Genomic DNA, 18464 nt, shown 5'->3' on the forward strand with positions numbered 1-18464 from the left:
TCAGGAGGAAAGCGAAGAGTCGTCTCACTTCGCCTTCTCCAGTTCGGTCAGGATCAGGTCGAGGTCCTGCGGCATGATCGGGCCGACATGCTGGTAGCGGATGATGCCGCGGCCATCGACCACGAAGCTCTCGGGAACACCCGATGAGCCAAGTGCCATCTGGACATTGCTTTGCGCATCGGCGCCTATGCGCTGGTAAGGGTCGCCGTTCTCCTTAAGGAACTCGGCGATGTCCTCGGGACGATCCCGGACCGCGATCCCGTCGATGGCGACGCCCTTCGCCTTAAGTTCGCGGAGCACGGGTGCCTCGGCGATGCACGGCACGCACCAGCTGGCAAAGAAATTGACGATGCGTGGCTTGCCCGTGGCGAGGTCGGTGGATCCAAAGGTTGCGCGAGCCGGCAGAGCTTCTGGCAAGGCGAACGATGGCACCGGCTTGCCTTCCAGCTTCGACCGGATCGTTGTGTCCGCCGGCACGGTCAGTCGCCATGCGACAAACGCCAGGAATACGACCAGCAGCGCAATCGGAACGAAGCGGACGGGTCGGCTCATTCGGCCACCTGCCTGCCCCAGCGCCGCTCACGCCAAAGGCGCCCGACCAGCGCGATGAGACCGCCAATCCCGATCAGCACGCCGCCAAGCCAGATCAATGTCACGAACGGCTTCCACCACAGCCGGAGCTGCCAGCCCTCGTCGCGCTGGCGACCGATGACGGCGTAGAACTGGCCGTTCCAGGCGGTATGAATGGCCGTCTCGCTGGTCTCCGTGAACGGAGAAGTGAAGGTGCGTGCTTGCGGCCGCAGTGTCTCGGTACCGCCTCCGCGCGAGGCACGCAGATGCGCTTCGATCGCGGTCCAGTTCGGGCCCGCAACGGGCGCGATGCCGGCCAGTTCAATGAGCCAGGGTCCAACTTGCATCTTGTCGCCGGGCCTGGCGACGGTCAGTTTTTCCTGTGTGAAGGCGCTATCGCTGGCCATGCCGATCAGCGCCACGCCGACCCCGAGATGCGCAACGACCATGCCCCAGACGGCCAAAGGCGTGCGCTTCAGGCTGCGGCCGAACAGCGGCAGGATACTGGCCGGCAGCAGCGCAGTCCCGAAGGCAAGGCCGAACCTTGCCAACAGGCTCATTTCCGGCGCGAACGCAAAGCTGATCCCGACCACGACGAGTGCAATCAGCGCCGACGGCAAAACCCATTTCGCCAATGGCCTACGGTCGCTCCGCCAGCGCAGCAGCGGACCGACGAACAGCAAGGCACCCAGTATCAGAGCCAGCGGCCCGGCGACCGCGTTGAAATAAGGAGGGCCGACCGAGATTTTTTCGCCCGAAAGCGCCTCGGCGATGATGGGATAAAGCGTTCCGACGAACACGACTCCGAGGATGACGCTCAGCAGCAAATTGTTCACCACCAGCGCGCCTTCGCGGCTCACGGGCTTGAATGGTGCGCCCTCGCGGATGGTCGCGGCGCGCGCCGCAAACAAAATCAGCGCGGCGCCGACGTAAATGGCCAGCAGGGCAAGAATGAACGTCCCCCGCTGCGGGTCGACGGCAAAGGCATGAACCGACGTCAGGATCCCGGAGCGGACGAGAAAGGTGCCTACCATCGACATGGAGAAGGCGACGACGGCCAGCATCATGGTCCAGCTGCGCAGGCCTCCCCGCGCCGCGAGGACATTGACCGAATGCAGCAAGGCCGTCGCGGCCAGCCATGGCATCAAGGACGCATTTTCGACCGGGTCCCAGAACCACCAGCCGCCCCAACCAAGCTCATAATAGGCCCAGTAACTGCCAGCAGTGATGCCAAGCGTCAGGAAGATCCAGCTGGCCAGCACCCATGGCCGCATGGCTCGTGCGAGTGGCGCATCGACCTGGCGAGTCAGCATCGCTCCGACCGCCAGGCTGAAAGCGACCGAGAGACCGACATAACCGAGGTAGAGGGTGGGCGGATGGAAGGCCAAGCCCGGGTCTTGGAGGAGCGGATTTAACCCCCTGCCCTCCAGCGGCGCGGGATTGAGGCGAGCAAACGGGTTCGATGCGAACAGCAAGAAGGCATAGAAGCCTAGACCGAGCGCGGCCTGCGCCCCAAGGCTGGCGACCAGCATCTTCTCGTTGATGCGCTTTTCAAGCACAGCCAGCGCCGCCCCGGACACGGACAGCACCGCCACCCAAAGCAGCATCGAGCCTTCGTGATTGCCCCAGGTCCCGGCAAATTTGTAAAGCCACGGCTTGGCGCTGTGGCTGTTCTCGAAGACCAAAGCGACGCTGAGGTCAGTGCGCAGGAAGACGGCGATCAGCGATCCAAAGGCCAGCAGGGTCAGGATTGCCTGAAGCAAAGCCAGCGGCCGCGCCGCCTTCGCGCCGTCAGCTTTGGCGAAGCCCAAGGCCAGCAGCAGCTGCAGCAACGCCAGCGCCGCCGCCAGCCACAAGGCGGCAAGTCCGAGCTCGGCGATCACTGCTGGACGGTCTTCACCGCCGCATGCTCGGCGACTTCATTGCCCATCTGCGGCGGCATGTACCGTTCGTCATGCTTGGCGAGGATCGTGTCGGCGACGAAAGTCTTGCCGCGCATGCGCCCTTCCGCGACCACGCCGCTGCCTTCCTTGAACAGGTCAGGCGTAATGCCGCGATAAACAACCGGTACGTCATGGCTGCCGTCGGTGACAATGAAATCGATCGTGACGCCATCGGACCGCTGCCGGATCGATCCCTTTTTCACCATGCCCCCCAAGCGGATTGCAGCTCCTTGCTGAGCCTTGCCGATGGCGACTTCTGCGGGCGTGAAGAAATATGCGGCTCGGTCGCGCAGGCCCCACATGGCGAGCAACACGGCTGCAGCGACCGCAATGATCGCGAGCACGGCAAGCGTAAGGCGCTGGTGCTTAGGCTTCATGCGCGCCGCTTCAGGCTATCGGCCTGCGCTTCGGCGGCGCACATAGAGCGCCATGCCCACAGCAGTAGGGAAGCCGTGCCGCCGAGAGCGATCGCGTAGGCGGCAAAGACGAATGGCCAGGGGTTCATTCGGTAGAAGTCCTGCGAAGGCGCGCTTCGAACTTGGCCGCCGCCAGTTCGGCGCGCATGCGCATCAGCACGACTGCACCGAAGAGGAGGCTGAACCCCACCAAGGTCAGCGGCAACGGCCAAAGCAATTCCGGAGCAATGGACGACCCGCCCGTGATGCTGATCGACTGTCCCTGGTGCAGCGTGCGCCACCACATCACCGAATAGTGGATGATGGGCAGGTTGATAGCGCCGACCAAGCCGAACAACGCCGCCATCCGACCATCACCGCCGCGCTCGCGTTCGGCCCAGGCCAAGGCAATGTAGCCGAGATAGAGGAAGAATAGGATCAGCATCGACGTCAATCGACCGTCCCATTCCCACCAGGTGCCCCAGGTCGGGCGCCCCCAGATGGAGCCCGTGGCAAGGCAGATGGCTGCAAAAGTCGCGCCGGCTGGCGCAACAGCCCGACCCGCAATGGCCGACAATGGATGTCGCCAGACAATCTGTGCGAGGCTTGCCGCAGCAATACCCGCCCAGCCCGCCATTCCCAGCCAGGCCGCAGGGACGTGAATGTAGAGGATGCGGACGGTCTCGCCCTGCAGGTAATCGGGCGGCGTGACGAAGAGGCCGCCGAGGATGCCTGGCGCAAGCAGCAGCAGTCCGATCCAAAGGAACCACCCGGTGGCAGGCCGCGCGAACTTCAGGAAGCGGGCAGGATTAGCGTAGCCGTGCATCTGGCCGAGCCTTAGCCTGTCCGCCCGTCCCTAGCCAATCAGCCGCGGCCGATCAGCTTCCGCGCCATGGCATCGGCGACGTCGGCCGGATCGCGCGACGTGCCCTCGCTCTCTGCCCAGATCTGTTCGAGGCGGTGCGGGATCGCCTCGATGCGCGAGCGGACGAGCTCCGGCCCGCCATCGCCGAGATATTCGGTAGAGACATTGATGATACCGCCGGCGTTGATGACGTAGTCGGGCGCGTAAAGAATGCCGCGCGCATGCAGCCGGTCACCGTCCTCGCGCGTCGCCAGCTGGTTGTTGGCGCCGCCGGCCACGATCGGGACATTGAGCGCCGCGATCGACTGCTCGGTCAGGATCGCGCCGAGCGCGCACGGGCTAAGGACATCGGCCTCCAGCGTCATGATGGCCGCCGGATCAACGACGGTTGCGCCGGTAACCTTGGCAAGCTCGTTGACTCGGGCTGCGTCGACGTCGGCGATCGAGAGCCTGGCGCCCTCGGCCGCCGCGTGACGGGCGACGCCGCCTGCAACGCTACCCGCGCCTTGCAGGGCGATATGCAGTCCGCTCACGCTGTCCTTGCCGAGCTTGCGCTTCACGGCCGCCTTGATACCGAGAAAAACGCCCAGCGACGTGTGCGGGCCCGGGTCGCCGCCCACCTGCCCCTCTTCGACGGGCAGGCCGGCAATGAATTTCGTATGGCGCGCGACTTCGATCATGTCATCGACGCTGATGCCGACGTCTTCCGCGGTGACGTACTTGCCGCCAAGCGAATCCACCGCTTCGCCGAAGGCAGCGAGCATCTGAGGGGTCTTCGTGCGGTTCTTGTCGGCCAGGATGACCGCCTTGCCGCCGCCCAGCGGGAGGCCCGCCATCGCATTCTTGTAGCTCATTCCGCGCGACAGGCGCAGCGCATCGGTCAGCGCATCTGCATCGTCGGCATAATGCCAGAAGCGCGAACCGCCCGCGGCCGGCCCCAGGTGGGTCGAATGCATGGCGATGATCGCCCGGAGGCCTGAAGCCTCGTCCGTGACGAAATGCAGCGCTTCGTGCGCGTCGAAGTCGGGAAAGCCCCAGGGCGTGATCATGTGTTGCTTGGTCCAGCCGTATGCGAAACAAAATGGGGCGATCGACGGGACTTGAACCCGCGACCCCTGGTACCACAAACCAGTGCTCTAACCAGCTGAGCTACGATCGCCGTAACGCCTTGGATATGGCGCGCGCGCTCCTTAAGGGCGGGGCCTCCAGATGGCAAGCGAGGCCGCCATGATCAACCATACGATTGCGAAATTCGGTTACCCGGCAACGATGATCCGAGAGTATGTCCATTGGGTCGTCCTATTGCGGCCTGCGCAGGTCACCGCCGGGTCGCTCATTCTCGCTGCCAAAAGCGACGCCACCGCTTACGGGGATCTTCCAACGGCTGCGTTCGTCGAACAGGGCCGGGTCATTGCCGAAATCGAGGCGACGTTGAGGGTCGCTGTCGACTACCAGCGCATCAACTACCTGATGCTGATGATGGTCGATCCGAACGTCCACTTCCATGTGATCCCGCGCTACGAGGACAGCCGGTCATTTGCCGGCCTGGACCTTGCCGACGCGGGCTGGCCCGGGCCACCCGACCTCAAGTCGGCTGTCGCGCTGGATGACGACGCCATTGCCCGTATGAAAAACGAACTCGTCACGCTCTGGCATTCAGCAAGCACTAATGCGGGTTAAGGCACCATATCATATGGCTTGCGCAACGACCTGCGTAGGAGCAAGGCGAAGTTGGGAGGGTGCGCGCTGATGGCGAGTCGCGCCGAAAGCATCCAAGGGATGGCAAGCGTTTCCTTGAAGGAGACGTTGACGAAGGCCGGGCTCGCGCCCGAGCTTGCCGCTTTGCTTGAGCAAATGCCGCACCGAACGATCCAGGTCGATGCGCGCCGTCCCTTCCGCGAACCTGGCGTCCTCCGCAACGAAGTCATGTTCGTGAAGTCGGGCATACTTTCGAAGTACAAGCCCGACGGTGCCGGGCGCCGGCAGATCGTCGCCCTCCGCTTTCCGGGCGAAGGCATCCTGCCGCGCGAAGGCGCCGCGGGCTATGGCGTCCAGGCTATAGTCCGAAGCGAGGTCATGGTCGGCAAGGCAGACGACTTCGACCCTATCGTCGAGAAGAACCCCGAAATGGCCCGCTTCTTCTGGCGACTGGTTCAGAGAAACGAAGCCATCGGATATGAATGGCTGGTCAATTGCGGCCGCCGCGATTCAACGGCGCGTGTCGCCCATCTCTTGTGCGAAACTGCAACCCGAAGCGGCATCGACGTCGACCAAGAGGCATTGGTCAATCCGTTCACGCAGCAACAGATTGCCGACATTACGGGCCAGACTTCGGTCAACGTCAATCGTGTCTTCGCCGACCTTGAACGTCAGGGCCTGATCCGGCGCGAGGGCCGCGAGATCTTCTTCCAGGACTGGTCCGAAATGCGCCGCGTCGCAAGCTTCCAGGAAAGCTACCTGCAATAGGCCAAATCACGGTTGGCTGTCCGGAAGGTGAATCGATTCAACATTCGGTATCGCCGCCTGCCAGTCGGATTGCTGTCCACATTGCCACGCGTTGGTTGATCTGAGTGCCGCTGCATCGCTGTTCTGTGGTGCCGCCGAGGTGAACGGCCAGTCGAGTATCCGGCCGTACCGCGAAACTGCCTCGATCACGGACGGCTCCCGTTGGAGAGCGCGGATTTTGGTGTTCATCGCCTCCCGGAATTTGCTCTGGGCCGGCTGGTCCTTGAACGGCTGAACCCAGCGCAGAGCGTCCGCGCGCTCGTCTTCGCTGGACAGGGCGGCGATCAGCGCTGCCTGTGCCTCTGGCGCGCGATCGAGGCAGAGCAACACGAACAGACGCGGGGATATGTCCAGCAATGCCGGATCGTAAGTCACGGTTGCCGGGCGGCCGCCTCGGTATGCGGCGCAAGATTCAGCCCCCTGCAGCCACGCCAGCGCTTTTTCGTCCGTCTTCGATTTTGGCAAGGCGGCTGCCTTCAGAGACCGGCTCAGGAGGGCTTCCGCCTGCCCGAAATTACCCCGCTCCAGGAGGGTTGCGGCGTAGATTGCCGGCGACACGCCGCCCGAACGGCGAATGACGTCATCGGATTTAGCCCAGCGGCCAGCCCTTCCCAGGCTGTCTGCAAGGTCCGCTCCAATGGTTCTCGCCACCAGATCGGATGGGCAATTGTAGCCCTTTAGGAAGCGGGGCAAGAATGCATCGGCAAGCGCCTCATATTGGTTCGCTTGTTTAAGCGCCTCGACATAAGCGGCCGCGGAAATTGCATCACCACGGCTGACCCAATCTGTCCGGGCGCCTACCAGATAATCCTGCCAGGCGTGTTCAAGGTGTGAGCCTGCAATGCGTTCGACATCGACGCGCAATGGCGCGAGGCGTTCGTCGATCAGGAATTCGTGAAACGTCGCGGGACTCTTGATGACGACCAGTAAGGCGCGGGCGCGCTCGAGCCTGCCGGCGGCAAGCTCATTCCTGATCGCAGTCAGCGCAAGGAACGATCGCAAACTGGGCGAGCCGCGCGCCCAATTGCCGTATAGCAGCGCTTTGGCCAATGCCGCCGTCCGGTCTCGATCCGAAAGCGCATCCAACTCATCCGCGAGCTTGGATACCGCCGTCGGCGAAATCAGTTGGATGAGGGAGCCGGCATGCGCAGCTGCGGCGACCAAAGTGTCGGCGCTCCGCTGCGGATCATTATTCGCCAGCGCCGCCTCCGCCACCAGGAAAGCAGATGCGGGCGAACCGGGATGGCGGACCGCGAACGCCTCGGCCTCGGCAACGGACAAGCCATTGGGTTTGGTTTTGCCGCGAACCAGGGCACCCAACGCCTCGATCGCCACCTGCTGGTCAGGCGTAAGCGGCTGCGTTGCACCAACGCGATCGAGCCGCGACTGGATGAGATCGGCAGAACCGCCGGCGCTCATGATCGCCACGACTTTCTGCTCGAAGCTGGCTGCGGGTGGAAGCGCACCAGTCGGGGCAGCGGCAGTCAGTAACAGTCCAGCGAGGATCAGTCGGGTATCCATACGCGCCCGCCAAGCCAATGAAATACAATTGAGACTAGGCGCGCATAGTGAAGCAGCGCAAGTCGAATGGCATGGTGGGCGCGACAGGGATTGAACCTGTGACCCCACCCGTGTGAAGGGTGTGCTCTACCGCTGAGCTACGCGCCCATGCCAATCGGACGGCGGCTGTTAGAAGAGCCCGTCCCGCCTGTAAACTACTGAACCGCGTCCTTCAGGATCTTGCCGGGGCGGAATTTCGGCTGCGAGCTGGCCTTGATCTGCATCGGCTCGCCGGTGCGCGGGTTACGACCGGTCGAGGCCTTCCGCCGCGTCACGGAAAAATTGCCGAAGCCAACCAGCCGAACCTCATCGCCTCGCTTGAGGGCGGAGGTGATTACCTCCAGCATCGTTTCGACGGCGCGGGCGCTGTCATTCCGGCTAAGCCCTGCACGGTCGGCCACTTGCCCGATGAGATCCTGTTTGTTCATTCCCCACTCCCGAGCTTTGCCGCGGGACTCGCGGACGCACAAACCATGAGCTTAAGGCCCAAACCCTAACGCAAGTCAAAACCCTTAATGACGAACGGCAGGACTTTCCGACGAAGCGTGCGGATGAACGACGGGTTCAGCGGCATGTTCGTCCGCTTCGGTCCATTCGATTGCCTCCAGCTTCTCGGTCAAAGCGCGAGCCAAGACTTCATCGACGTGACTGACGGGGATGATCTCGAGATTGTCCTTCACGGATGCCGGAATCTCCGCGAGGTCCTTCTCGTTTTCGGCAGGGATCAATACGGTGCCGATGCCGCCACGAAGCGCCGCCAGCAGCTTCTCCTTCAGGCCGCCGATTGGCAGAACGCGCCCGCGCAGCGTCACCTCGCCGGTCATGGCGACGTCGCGACGCACCGGGATGCCGGTCAGCGTCGAAACCATGGCCGTGACCATACCGACTCCGGCGGACGGCCCGTCTTTGGGTACCGCGCCCTCGGGCAAGTGCACGTGAACGTCCTTGCGCGCGAAGATACTCGGCTTGACACCATACGCAGGCGCACGCGCCTTGATGAAGCTCCAGGCCGCCTGGACGGATTCCTGCATGACTTCGCCGAGCTTGCCCGTGGTCCTGATCTGGCCCTTGCCAGGTACTGTCACGGCTTCGATGGTCAGCAACTCGCCGCCGACTTCGGTCCAGGCGAGCCCGGTGACCGCGCCGATCTGGTCCTCTTCCTCGCCGACGCCGTAACGGAACTTACGAACGCCCAGGAAATCGGAGAGATTGGCCATCGTTAGCTCGACCTTCTCGGTCTTGCCCTCCAGTATCTGGCGTAAGGATTTCCGGGCGATCTTGGCCAATTCGCGTTCCAGTGTCCGGACGCCGGCTTCGCGGGTGTAGTGGCGAATGACGCCGCGCAGGCCCTCATCCGTGATGATGAGTTCACCGTCCTTCACCCCATGCGCTTCCAGCTGCTTCGGAATCAGGTGGCGCTTGGCGATCTCGACCTTCTCGTCCTCTGTGTAACCCTCGAGCCGGATGATCTCCATGCGGTCAAGCAAGGGCTGCGGCATGTCGAGCGAGTTGGCGGTCGTAACGAACATGACGTCGCTGAGGTCGTAATCCAGCTCCAAATAATGATCCTGGAAGCGGCTGTTCTGCTCGGGATCGAGCACCTCCAAAAGCGCCGAAGCCGGGTCGCCGCGGAAATCCGTGCCGAGCTTGTCGATCTCGTCGAGCAGGAACAGCGGATTGCTGGTGCCGGCCTTCTTGAGGTTGGCCATGATCTTGCCCGGCAGGGAGCCAATGTAGGTGCGGCGGTGGCCGCGAATCTCGGCTTCGTCGCGGACGCCGCCCAGCGACTGGCGGGCGAACTCGCGTCCCGTCGCCCGCGCGATAGAGCGACCTAGCGAGGTCTTGCCGACCCCCGGAGCACCGACGAGGCAGAGGATCGGCCCCTTGAGCTTGTTGGTCCGTGCCTGGACCGCGAGATATTCGACGATCCGGTCCTTGACCTTCTCAAGGCCGTAATGGTCCTCATCGAGCACGGCCTGCGCTTCGGCGATGTCGCGCTTCAGGCGGCTCTTCTTCCCCCATGGCAGGCCGAGCAGCACGTCGAGATAATTGCGGGCAACCGTCGCTTCCGCGCTCATCGGCGCCATGCCCTTGAGCTTCTTCAACTCTGCATTGGCGCGGACGCGGGCGTCCTTGGATAGGCGCGTCTTGCGGATCTTGGCGGCAAGCTCGACAAGCTCGTCGCCGCCCTCGCCTTCTTCATTGCCGAGCTCGCGCTGGATCGCCTTCAACTGCTCGTTCAAATAATATTCGCGCTGGGTCTTCTCCATCTGCCGCTTGACTCGGCTGCGGATCTTCTTCTCGACCTGCAGGACTCCAAGCTCGCCCTCCATGAATGCGAAAACCATTTCGAGCCGGCGCGCGGGATTGAGCTCGCCAAGCAACGCCTGTTTGTCGGCGACCTTGATCGACAGGCTCGAGGCGACCGCGTCCGCCAGGATCGATGGGTCATCAATCTCGGTCAGCTGGATGCTGGTTTCGGCGGGTAAGCGCTTGTTGAGCTTCGCGTAATTCTCGAACTGATCGATGACGGAGCGCATCAGCGCCTGCGCCTCCGGCCCTTCGGAATCCTCTTCGTCGACTTCCTCGACTTCGGCGGCGAGATAGTCGCCGCGCTGGACGAGGTTGGTGAGCTTCGCCCGCTTGGCACCCTCGACGAGCACGCGAACGGTGCCGTCGGGTAGCTTCAGAAGCTGCATGGCGCTGGCGATCACGCCAAGCTCATAAAGCGCGTCACGGTCGGGATCGTCCTCTGACGGATCGAGCTGGGCGACCAGGAATAATTCCTTGTCGGCGGCCATAGCGGCTTCCAACGCCGCGACCGATTTATCGCGCCCGACGAACAGAGGGACGATGCGATTCGGAAAAACGACGATGTCGCGGAGCGGAAGGATCGGAAGAGTACGGCTCATCAAGCCCATATGGGCGGCACTATCTGCAAGCGCAACTGAGGCTCATCCGTATTGCTTGACTAATACACTTGCTGTATTTGGGCGGGCATGACCTTGGCCTATCCCGTCGCGCCAATTGAAATGGCGATGTTCCAACTCCTGAGCGTCGTCTTCGGCACTCTCGTCATCGTCACGGCGATTCGACGCGGGCGCGAGAGTGGCCGGCAGCGACTGGATCCTCGCGCTCGTGTTGGGGTGGTCGTCCAGGTTGTCGGCATTTTCCTGGCCTGTATCGGACCGATTCATCCGGACATGAGATCGACAACGCCTGCCGCGATCATCGGAGCGGCCATAGTGGTGCTCTTCGGCGTTGGAGCCGTGTGGCTTTTCTATGCCAGCGCGCGGGCCTTGAACAAGAATTGGAGCATCGACGCGCGGATGCGGCCGGATCATGAGCTGGTCCGCGCGGGGCCCTACGCCCATTTGCGCCACCCGATCTATCTGGGCTTGCTGTTTTACATGCTCGCGCTCGCGATCGCGGCCGGCCATTATCTCCAGCTGATCGTGGCTATTCCCGTCTACCTGTGGGGAACGATCATCCGCACTCGCGTCGAGGATCGCTTGCTGTCCGAGACGTTCGGCGCATCGTTCGACGCCTATCGGCGTTCGACCCCCGCACTTTTCCCTAGGCTTGGTTGAACAGGATCCAGAGGGCGGGCCCCAGATTCTGCAAGGCGTGGACGCAAAAGACGATGCCGATGGCTGTCCATGCCGATCGCTGCCGCCAGGTAACGTAGAGCGTCGAGAAGATCAGGAACGGCCACCAGATCACCAAGCCCCAGGCCGGAGCCTCGAGGCTATGGGCGATGCCCCAGCCGAGTGCGCTCAAAACGATGGCAATCGGCGGCCGCACCAACCGCAGCAGAACCTCAATGACTCCCGCCATGATTAACGTTTCAACGAAGGGCGAGAAGACGACCAGCAGGAACAACAGGAGCGAACCGCGAGCATCGAAGCTGGGCTGCCCGGCAGAGGGCAACAGCCAGTTAACCAGCGCCGACAGCCCAAGGCTGATCGGGCAGGCAAGCAGCCAGCCGAAAGATATGGCCTTTAAGGGGTTTCGCGGCTCCGCGAGGGCCGCGGGAAGCCGAAACACTTAGGCGGCGTCGCCTGAAGTGGCCGCCGTCTTGTCCTTCTTGGCATAGACGCGGACCGGTTCCTTGCGGCCCTCGACCACGTCCTTGTCGATATGCACCTCGTCGACGCCGTCCATCGAGGGCAAATCGAACATGGTGTCGAGCAAGATGCCTTCGAGGATCGAGCGGAGGCCGCGCGCACCCGTCTTGCGGTCGATCGCCTTGCGGGCAACCGCGCCAAGCGCGTCGTCGGAGAAGCCAAGTTCGACTTCCTCCATGTCGAACAGCTTCTGGTACTGCTTCACCAGCGCGTTTTTCGGCTCGACCAGGATCTTGACCAAGGCCTCCTCGTCGAGATCCTCAAGCGTCGCGATGACCGGCAAACGGCCGATGAACTCGGGGATCAGCCCGAATTTCAACAGGTCTTCCGGCTCAGTGTGCTTCAAAGTCTCGCCGGTCCGCTTTTCTTCCGGGGCGGCGACATAAGCGCCGAAACCGATCGACTTGCCCTGGAGGCGATCGCCGATGATCTTTTCAAGGCCCGAGAAAGCGCCGCCGCAGATGAACAGGATGTTGGTCGTGTCGACCTGCAGGAATTCCTGTTGGGGGTGCTTGCGGCCGCCCTGCGGCGGGACGGAGGCGGTGGTGCCTTCCATCAGCTTCAGGAGGGCCTGCTGGACGCCTTCGCCTGACACGTCGCGAGTGATCGACGGATTGTCCGACTTGCGCGAAATCTTGTCGATTTCGTCGATGTAGACGATGCCGCGCTGCGCCTTTTCGACATTATAGTCGCTGGCCTGCAGCAACTTCAGGATGATGTTCTCGACGTCCTCACCGACATAGCCGGCCTCGGTCAGCGTCGTGGCGTCGGCCATGGTGAAGGGCACGTCGAGGATTCGCGCCAGCGTCTGCGCAAGCAGCGTCTTGCCGCAGCCGGTCGGGCCGATCAGCAGGATGTTCGACTTGGCGAGCTCGACCTCCGGGCCGGTCTTCGCGCCATGGCTCAAGCGCTTGTAATGGTTGTGGACCGCGACCGAGAGGACGCGCTTCGCCCGCGACTGGCCGATCACGTAATCGTCGAGGACCTTGCAGATTTCGGCGGGCGTCGGAACGCCGTCGCGCGTCTTCACGAGCGCGGACTTCGATTCCTCGCGGATGATGTCGTTACACAGTTCGACGCATTCATCGCAGATGAACACGGTCGGCCCGGCGATCAGCTTCCTGACCTCGTGCTGCGACTTACCGCAGAAGGAGCAGTAGAGCGTGCTCTTGCTGTCGCCGCCGGAAAGCTTCGTCATATTCTTCCTTGCCCAAGCCGGCCCAATGCTAGCCGGCCTTATTGCACAATCAAGCTGTTGAACGGGTTAACATCCAACCGGCCTGTTCGTTCTGTCCCAAATATGGAACGCATGGCGCATCGGGGCAAGGCCGGGAATGCCAACGGTTTGACGAACCGACGATTTTACCCGAATCAGCGCTGTCATGGGGGCACAGCCGCACATCCGCAGCTTCTTCGACGAAGCGACTAACACGGTAACCCACCTCGTCGCGGACCCGGCGACAGGCCAGGCGGCGGTGATCGATCCGGTGCTCGATTATGACCCGGCGGGCGGGCGGACTTCCACCAAATCGGTCGACGAAGTTTTGGCCGCAGCAAGGGCTGAAGGTTGGACGGTCGTCTGGAGTCTCGAGACCCACGCGCACGCCGATCACCTCTCCGGCGCGCCAATAATCAAGGAGCGCACCGGGGCACGCATCGGCATCGGCGAGCAAATTCGCGACGTAAGAGACGCCTTCGGGCCGATGCTGGGTATTGAGGGGTCCGACAGCGATTTCGACGAACTGTTCAGCGACGGCGAGCGATTCAGTATCGGCGAGCTTGAAGTCGAGGTGATCTCAACGCCCGGGCACACTCCCGCCTGCGTCTGTTACCGGATTGGCGACGCTGTGTTCGTCGGCGACACACTATTCATGCCCGACTATGGTACTGCCCGCTGCGACTTCCCGGGTGGCGACGCCCGCACGCTCTATCGGTCAATCATGCGACTGCTCTCGCTCCCGCCCGAGACCCGCCTCTTCATGTGCCACGATTACAAGGCGCCGGGCCGCGACCGGTTCGCGTGGGAGACGACCGTCGCCGAGGAGCGAGCGAAGAACCCGCACGTCCATGACGGGATCAGCGAAGACGAGTTCGTTGCCATGCGCGAAGGCCGCGACGCCACTTTGCCGGTCCCCAAGCTGCTGTATCCAGCCATCCAGGTGAACATCCGCGCAGGCAAGTTGCCGCCCGCCGAAGCGAACGGCCGCCGCTACATCAGGATTCCACTTAGCGCCTAAGAGGGCGTCACGTCGCTCTGGCCGGTAGCACCTTCCTCCCCCGCATCCGGCCGCTTGTCGAACACCTCGTCGATCAGGCCGAAGGCCTTGGCCTCGTCGGCTTCCAGGAACTTGTCGCGGTCCATCGCCTTTTCGATCTCCTCGATCGCCTGGCCAGTGTATTTTGCATAGAGCGAGTTGAGGCGTGTGCGCATGCGCAGAATCTCTCGCGCCTGGATTTCGATGTCCGAAGCCATGCCTTGGGCGCCACCCGACGGCTGGTGGACCATGATCCGGCTATTGGTGAGCGCGATTCGCATACCCGGCTCACCGGCTGCGAGCAGGAAGCTGCCCATGGATGCGGCCTGTCCGATGCAGACCGTGCCGATCTTGGGCCTGATGTACTGCATGGTATCGTGGATCGCGAGGCCTGCGGTGACCACGCCGCCAGGCGAGTTGATGTACATGAAGATGTCCTTCTTCGGGTTCTCGGACTCGAGGAAGAGCAACTGGGCGGTGATCAGCGAGGCCATGTGATCCTCGATGGCGCCGGTGATGAAGATGATGCGCTCGCGCAGGAGGCGCGAATAGATGTCGAAGCTGCGCTCACCGCGGTTCGACTGCTCGATGACGATGGGAACGAGCTGGCTGGCAATATCTTCATGGTCCATGGGAAGTCAGGCGTCCTTCTTGAATGTCGGAGGCTTACATCGGCGCTCGAACCGAAAGGTTCAATCCCCCGTCGGGCCGGGCTGCGCCAGATAGGCGAGCCGACGCATTTCCCGCCTGCCGCGCGTCACCGTGTCGAGGATCAGACCGGCGAAGAAACACAGGACCGCGACGATCACCATGCCGGTGACGAGGATCGCCGTCGGGAAGCGCGGGACCAGCCCGGTGTCGAGGTATGTCAGGATCAGCGGGATCGCGAGGAGGACGGCGGCGATAACCAGCAATGCGCCAATGGTACCGTAGAACAGCACAGGCCGCTCGACGCGGTAGAGCGTCCCGATGGTCTTCAGGATCCGCCAGCCGTCGCGATAGGTCGACAGTTTCGATTCCGAGCCCTCCGGCCTTGCTCCATAGGCCGTTGCTACCTCGCCGACCGGCATGCGCAATTCGAGCGCGTGGACCGACATTTCCGTCTCGATCTCGAAGCCTTCGGAAAGCACCGGAAAACTCTTTACGAACCGTCGTGAGAACGCCCGGTAACCGCTGAAAATGTCTGAGAAACTCCGGCCGAACAGCTTTGCAAGCAAGCCGGTGAAGACCCGATTCCCAAGCACATGCCCGCCGCGATACGCGTCCTTGGCTTCGTGCTGGCGGGTGCCGACGACCATGTCGAGTTGCTCTTCCAACAATTGCTTGACCATCGAAGGCGCGGCCTTGGGGTCATAGGTCAGATCGCCGTCGGCCATGACGTATACATCGGCGTCTATGTCGGCGAACATACGGCGGACGACGTGGCCCTTGCCCTGCATGCGCTCGGTGCGGACGATCGCACCAGCCTTCCTCGCCTTCTCGACTGTCTTGTCGCGGCTGTTGTTGTCGTAAACGTAGATGGCCGCGCCGGGCAGGGCCTTCTTGAAACCGGCGATGGTCTGCCCGATCGCCGCTTCCTCATTGTAACAGGGCAGCAGGACGGCAATGCGCGGTTGCGGGCTTGGCAAGTGATCCCCCTCGAAAGACTGGCCAGCCTATAAAGGCGAATGCTTAACAGCCGCTAGGCGGATTTCGCAGGTGAACCCGGAATCCGCTCCGGCATTTGCGCTGTAGTCACATGAAGCAGGCGGAAATCCGCCGACGCATCGGCGATTGCCCATGCTTCGCCCGGCTGAATGACGAACGCATCGGCAGGACCGAGCGCGGCGCCATCGCCGAAGTCCAGCCTGGCCGCGCCCTCCAGCACAAAGCCAAATACAAGCTCGCCGACGTGCGGCTCGAAGCGGGTAGCGGCGCTGACGATTCGGGCGTCCGCCAAACCGCCGGTAGCATCCATCAGCCCCGCGTCTCGATCGTCGATTGCCGAATGCAGGAAGTGCTGACCGGAAAACGTGCGGTCCTGCCCAATTCCGTTCGGCAATTGCATCTCATGGTCGCTGAACGTCTTGTGGAGCGCCGGGCAGCCGATCTCGATGACTTCCAGGCCCGGCGAACTCTCCAGAACGCGGTGGCGAATGTACGGAGGCTGCAGCACCATCTCCCCCGCGTGCATGACGAACGGCTCGCCCTGGTCTTCATAAACGACCCTCACCCAACCGCTGCGGACGAAGATCATCTGGAAGGCGACGCCGTGATAATGGACCCAGTCGTCGACCGGACCGCCTTCGGCGATCGTGATGTGGGAGGCGATGTAACGCCCTCCCAACCGGCTCGGGATGAGGTCGCGGTAGCGCATCCCCGCCCTGCCCTCGCCGCCATCCGCGGCCGAGCGGGTCAGGATGAACTCCGCTTGGAATGCTGGCAACCGATCGCTTGGCTCGCCCGCATCCGGCATGCTGGACAGGTGAGCGCTCTCGCCTGCCCTACTCAGGATCGCCGAATGCGGCTCGTCGGCCGGGTAGATCTCATCGACCCGCCAACCCTCGCCGCGCATGCGCGCAAAATCGCGCGCAAAATCGCTTGAGACGATCAGCCGGTCGGAAAAGCGCCCGTCCTGGTCGGGAAAGGCGCTTTCGCTCACTTCTTCTTCGCCGGAGCCTTTTTGGCGGGCGCCTTCTCGGCCTTTGCAGCCGCCTTCGCCGGAGCCTTGGCGGGCGCCGCGTCCTTCACCGGCTTGGCCGGCTTCGGCTTCGCCTCAGCTTTAGCGGGCTTGGCTTCAGCCTTGGCAGGCTTGGCTTCCGCCTTCGCAGGTTTTGCTTCGGTCTTGCCCTTGGCGCCCTTCTTGGCGGGTGCCTTGGCGGCCGGCACGTCATGGCCGCAACCCGGTCCGTGGACATGGCCTTCCTCGGCCTCGAGATCGGCTTCCAATTCGGCGCGAGTCGAAGCGCGTTCGCTAATGTCCGCCTTCGAGAAGAGGAAATCGACGACCTTATCCTCATATAGCGGCGCGCGCAGCTGGGCGGCGGCCATCGGGTCGTTCTGGACGTACTGGATGAACTTCTCGCGGTCAGCCGGCTGGTATTGCGCGGCGGCCTGGCCGATCAGTCGGTTCATTTCCTGCTGGCTGATCTCGACACCATTGGCGGCGCCGATTTCGCTGAGCAGCAGGCCCAGGCGCACGCGGCGCTCGGCGATCTTGCGGTAATCGTCGGCTTCGCTTTCGATCTCGGCCAGCGCGGCCTGCGGATCGGCCTCATGGCTCGCTTCATGGCGCAGCTGGGCCATGATGTTGGCGAACTCGGCATCGACCATCGACGGCGGCACGGCGAAGTCGTGCCGCTCGGCCAGCTGGTCGAGGAGGCGACGCTTCATGTGGGTGCGGGTCAGGCCGTTCAGTTCCTGCTGGAGCTGGTCCTTGATAAGACCCTTCAGCTGGTCGAGGCCGGTGAGGCCCAGCGACTTGGCGAAATCCTCGTCGACCTTGGTTTCGCCGGCGACTTTCACACCGGTCACTTTGACCGCGAACTGGGCTGGCTTGCCCTTCAGATTCTCGGCGGGATAGTCTTCGGGGAAGGTCACCTTGAGCTTGCGCTCGTCGCCGTCCTTGGCGCCGACCAGGCCATCCTCGAAGCCCGGAATCAGCGAGCCGGAGCCGATCTCGACCGACATACCCTCGCCGGTGCCGCCAGCGAATTCCTCGCCGTCGACAGTGCCGACATAATCCATGACGACCAAGTCGCCGGTCGAGGCCTTATGGCCCTTCTTGGCATCGGTCCAATTCTTCTGCGAGCTGGCGAGCGTCTTGATCTGGGCATCGACGGCAGAATCGTCGGCCTCGACGGTCAGGCGCTCGAGCGAGAGCTTGTCGATCTTCGGCGCGGGAACGTCCGGGAGCGTCTCGAGGCGAACCTTCACCTCGGCATCCTTGCCGTGCTCATAGCCTTCGCCGAGCTCGACCTCCGGTTGCATCGCCGGGCGGATCTTCTGCTCGGTGAGCAAAGCCTGCACGCCCTGCTGGACAGCAGACGACAGCGCTTCCTGTTGCAGGGACTCGCCATGCATCTTGCGGATGAGGTTCGGCGGCACCTTGCCTGGGCGGAAGCCGGGCATGCGCACTTGCGGAGCGATGCGCTTCACCTCCCGATCGACGTGCGCCTCGATATCCTTGGCGGGAATGGTCAGCATGAAGGCGCGCTTCAGGCCCTCGTTTTCCGTCTCGACCGTCTTCATCGTCACTTGTCCAA

The 18464-nt window shown here is 63.0% G+C and carries 19 protein-coding genes and 2 tRNA genes; 4 read left to right on the forward strand and 17 right to left on the reverse strand.

From position 1 onward, the window contains the following. Positions 1-24 precede the first annotated feature (24 nt). The 7 genes from LZ536_RS01655 to LZ536_RS01680 form a co-directional block, all read right to left on the reverse strand. A complete protein-coding gene (locus LZ536_RS01655) occupies positions 25-552 on the reverse strand; it encodes a DsbE family thiol:disulfide interchange protein (protein WP_249846566.1) in 528 nt (175 codons plus the stop codon). Continuing rightward, positions 549-2453, reverse strand: a complete 1905-nt coding sequence (locus tag LZ536_RS01660) for a heme lyase CcmF/NrfE family subunit (RefSeq protein WP_249846567.1) — start codon at positions 2451-2453, stop codon at positions 549-551. Before LZ536_RS01660 ends, LZ536_RS01655 begins: the two co-directional genes overlap by 4 nt. Next, positions 2450-2890, reverse strand: a complete 441-nt coding sequence (ccmE, locus tag LZ536_RS01665) for a cytochrome c maturation protein CcmE (RefSeq protein WP_249846568.1) — start codon at positions 2888-2890, stop codon at positions 2450-2452. Before ccmE ends, LZ536_RS01660 begins: the two co-directional genes overlap by 4 nt. Further along, on the reverse strand, positions 2887-3018 hold the full coding sequence (locus tag LZ536_RS13020) for a hypothetical protein (RefSeq protein ID WP_283938370.1): 132 nt from the start codon (positions 3016-3018) through the stop codon (positions 2887-2889). The genes ccmE and LZ536_RS13020 overlap by 4 nt, the downstream gene beginning before the upstream one ends. Further along, entirely contained in the window at positions 3015-3734 is a 720-nt protein-coding gene (gene ccmC / locus LZ536_RS01670) for a heme ABC transporter permease CcmC (protein ID WP_249846569.1), read from the reverse strand. The genes LZ536_RS13020 and ccmC overlap by 4 nt, the downstream gene beginning before the upstream one ends. A 38-nt stretch (positions 3735-3772) precedes the next feature. Continuing rightward, positions 3773-4822, reverse strand: coding sequence for a Leu/Phe/Val dehydrogenase (locus tag LZ536_RS01675; RefSeq protein WP_249846570.1), 1050 nt, complete (start codon positions 4820-4822; stop codon positions 3773-3775). Positions 4823-4855: 33 nt separating this feature from the next. Next, positions 4856-4932, reverse strand: a tRNA-His gene (locus tag LZ536_RS01680). 71 nt (positions 4933-5003) lie between these two features. On the opposite strand from LZ536_RS01680, the gene LZ536_RS01685 reads away from it, so the two are divergent. Together LZ536_RS01685 and LZ536_RS01690 are read left to right on the forward strand one after the other, a co-directional pair. Then, positions 5004-5453 carry an HIT family protein gene (locus LZ536_RS01685; RefSeq protein WP_249848529.1) on the forward strand — a complete coding sequence of 150 codons (450 nt, stop codon included), beginning with the start codon at positions 5004-5006 and terminating at the stop codon, positions 5451-5453. Positions 5454-5552: 99 nt separating this feature from the next. Next, a complete protein-coding gene (locus tag LZ536_RS01690) occupies positions 5553-6239 on the forward strand; it encodes a Crp/Fnr family transcriptional regulator (protein WP_249846571.1) in 687 nt (228 codons plus the stop codon). 6 nt (positions 6240-6245) lie between these two features. Here LZ536_RS01690 and LZ536_RS01695 read toward each other — a convergent pair whose 3' ends face one another. The 4 genes from LZ536_RS01695 to lon form a co-directional block, all read right to left on the reverse strand. Beyond that, positions 6246-7799: a hypothetical protein gene (locus tag LZ536_RS01695; RefSeq protein ID WP_249846572.1), complete on the reverse strand. Its 1554-nt coding sequence runs from the start codon at positions 7797-7799 to the stop codon at positions 6246-6248. Positions 7800-7871: 72 nt separating this feature from the next. Further along, positions 7872-7946, reverse strand: a tRNA-Val gene (locus LZ536_RS01700). A 47-nt stretch (positions 7947-7993) separates the two neighbouring features. Further along, positions 7994-8266, reverse strand: a complete 273-nt coding sequence (locus LZ536_RS01705) for an HU family DNA-binding protein (RefSeq protein ID WP_249846573.1) — start codon at positions 8264-8266, stop codon at positions 7994-7996. 84 nt (positions 8267-8350) lie between these two features. Next, positions 8351-10750, reverse strand: coding sequence for an endopeptidase La (gene lon / locus LZ536_RS01710; protein WP_249846574.1), 2400 nt, complete (start codon positions 10748-10750; stop codon positions 8351-8353). Between the two features lie 126 nt (positions 10751-10876). On the opposite strand from lon, the gene LZ536_RS01715 reads away from it, so the two are divergent. Further along, on the forward strand, positions 10877-11428 hold the full coding sequence (locus LZ536_RS01715) for a methyltransferase family protein (protein WP_249846575.1): 552 nt from the start codon (positions 10877-10879) through the stop codon (positions 11426-11428). Here LZ536_RS01715 and LZ536_RS01720 read toward each other — a convergent pair. Together LZ536_RS01720 and clpX are read right to left on the reverse strand one after the other, a co-directional pair. Beyond that, positions 11415-11885, reverse strand: coding sequence for a CPBP family glutamic-type intramembrane protease (locus tag LZ536_RS01720; RefSeq protein WP_249846576.1), 471 nt, complete (start codon positions 11883-11885; stop codon positions 11415-11417). The two genes, LZ536_RS01715 and LZ536_RS01720, sit on opposite strands and share 14 nt — an antisense overlap. Then, positions 11886-13163 (reverse strand): ATP-dependent Clp protease ATP-binding subunit ClpX, encoded by a 1278-nt coding sequence (clpX, locus tag LZ536_RS01725; RefSeq protein WP_249846577.1) that lies wholly within the window; start codon positions 13161-13163, stop codon positions 11886-11888. It lies immediately after the preceding gene. A gap of 184 nt (positions 13164-13347) precedes the next feature. On the opposite strand from clpX, the gene LZ536_RS01730 reads away from it, so the two are divergent. Beyond that, positions 13348-14202, forward strand: coding sequence for an MBL fold metallo-hydrolase (locus tag LZ536_RS01730; RefSeq protein WP_249846578.1), 855 nt, complete (start codon positions 13348-13350; stop codon positions 14200-14202). On the opposite strand, the gene clpP is transcribed toward LZ536_RS01730, so the two are convergent. From clpP to tig, 4 genes are read right to left on the reverse strand one after another with little or no spacing between them, the layout of a single operon-like run. Continuing rightward, positions 14199-14852 carry an ATP-dependent Clp endopeptidase proteolytic subunit ClpP gene (clpP, locus tag LZ536_RS01735; RefSeq protein WP_249846579.1) on the reverse strand — a complete coding sequence of 218 codons (654 nt, stop codon included), beginning with the start codon at positions 14850-14852 and terminating at the stop codon, positions 14199-14201. The genes LZ536_RS01730 and clpP overlap by 4 nt on opposite strands. A gap of 60 nt (positions 14853-14912) precedes the next feature. After that, positions 14913-15848 (reverse strand): glycosyltransferase, encoded by a 936-nt coding sequence (locus LZ536_RS01740; protein ID WP_249846580.1) that lies wholly within the window; start codon positions 15846-15848, stop codon positions 14913-14915. A gap of 53 nt (positions 15849-15901) precedes the next feature. Then, entirely contained in the window at positions 15902-16861 is a 960-nt protein-coding gene (locus tag LZ536_RS01745) for a cupin domain-containing protein (protein WP_249846581.1), read from the reverse strand. Beyond that, on the reverse strand, positions 16858-18450 hold the full coding sequence (gene tig, locus LZ536_RS01750; protein ID WP_249848530.1) for a trigger factor: 1593 nt from the start codon (positions 18448-18450) through the stop codon (positions 16858-16860). The genes LZ536_RS01745 and tig overlap by 4 nt, the downstream gene beginning before the upstream one ends. Between the last annotated feature and the right edge of the window lie 14 nt (positions 18451-18464).

Source organism: Sphingomonas alba (genome assembly GCF_023516555.1).
In the GTDB taxonomy this organism is placed as follows: domain Bacteria; phylum Pseudomonadota; class Alphaproteobacteria; order Sphingomonadales; family Sphingomonadaceae; genus Sphingomicrobium; species Sphingomicrobium album.

Excerpts from the sequence above, each read along its gene's own strand:
- lon (WP_249846574.1), bottom strand. The coding sequence starts at position 10,750 with ATGAGCCGTACTCTTCCGATCCTTCCGCTCCGCGACATCGTCGTTTTT.
- LZ536_RS13020 (WP_283938370.1), bottom strand. The coding sequence starts at position 3,018 with ATGAACCCCTGGCCATTCGTCTTTGCCGCCTACGCGATCGCTCTCGGC.
- tig (WP_249848530.1), bottom strand. The coding sequence starts at position 18,450 with ATGAAGACGGTCGAGACGGAAAACGAGGGCCTGAAGCGCGCCTTCATG.
- clpX (WP_249846577.1), bottom strand. The coding sequence starts at position 13,163 with ATGACGAAGCTTTCCGGCGGCGACAGCAAGAGCACGCTCTACTGCTCC.
- LZ536_RS01715 (WP_249846575.1), top strand. The coding sequence starts at position 10,877 with ATGTTCCAACTCCTGAGCGTCGTCTTCGGCACTCTCGTCATCGTCACG.
- LZ536_RS01655 (WP_249846566.1), bottom strand. The coding sequence starts at position 552 with ATGAGCCGACCCGTCCGCTTCGTTCCGATTGCGCTGCTGGTCGTATTC.
- ccmC (WP_249846569.1), bottom strand. The coding sequence starts at position 3,734 with ATGCACGGCTACGCTAATCCTGCCCGCTTCCTGAAGTTCGCGCGGCCT.
- LZ536_RS01705 (WP_249846573.1), bottom strand. The coding sequence starts at position 8,266 with ATGAACAAACAGGATCTCATCGGGCAAGTGGCCGACCGTGCAGGGCTT.
- clpP (WP_249846579.1), bottom strand. The coding sequence starts at position 14,852 with ATGGACCATGAAGATATTGCCAGCCAGCTCGTTCCCATCGTCATCGAG.
- ccmE (WP_249846568.1), bottom strand. The coding sequence starts at position 2,890 with ATGAAGCCTAAGCACCAGCGCCTTACGCTTGCCGTGCTCGCGATCATT.
- LZ536_RS01675 (WP_249846570.1), bottom strand. The coding sequence starts at position 4,822 with ATGATCACGCCCTGGGGCTTTCCCGACTTCGACGCGCACGAAGCGCTG.
- LZ536_RS01695 (WP_249846572.1), bottom strand. The coding sequence starts at position 7,799 with ATGGATACCCGACTGATCCTCGCTGGACTGTTACTGACTGCCGCTGCC.
- LZ536_RS01690 (WP_249846571.1), top strand. The coding sequence starts at position 5,553 with ATGGCAAGCGTTTCCTTGAAGGAGACGTTGACGAAGGCCGGGCTCGCG.
- LZ536_RS01730 (WP_249846578.1), top strand. The coding sequence starts at position 13,348 with ATGGGGGCACAGCCGCACATCCGCAGCTTCTTCGACGAAGCGACTAAC.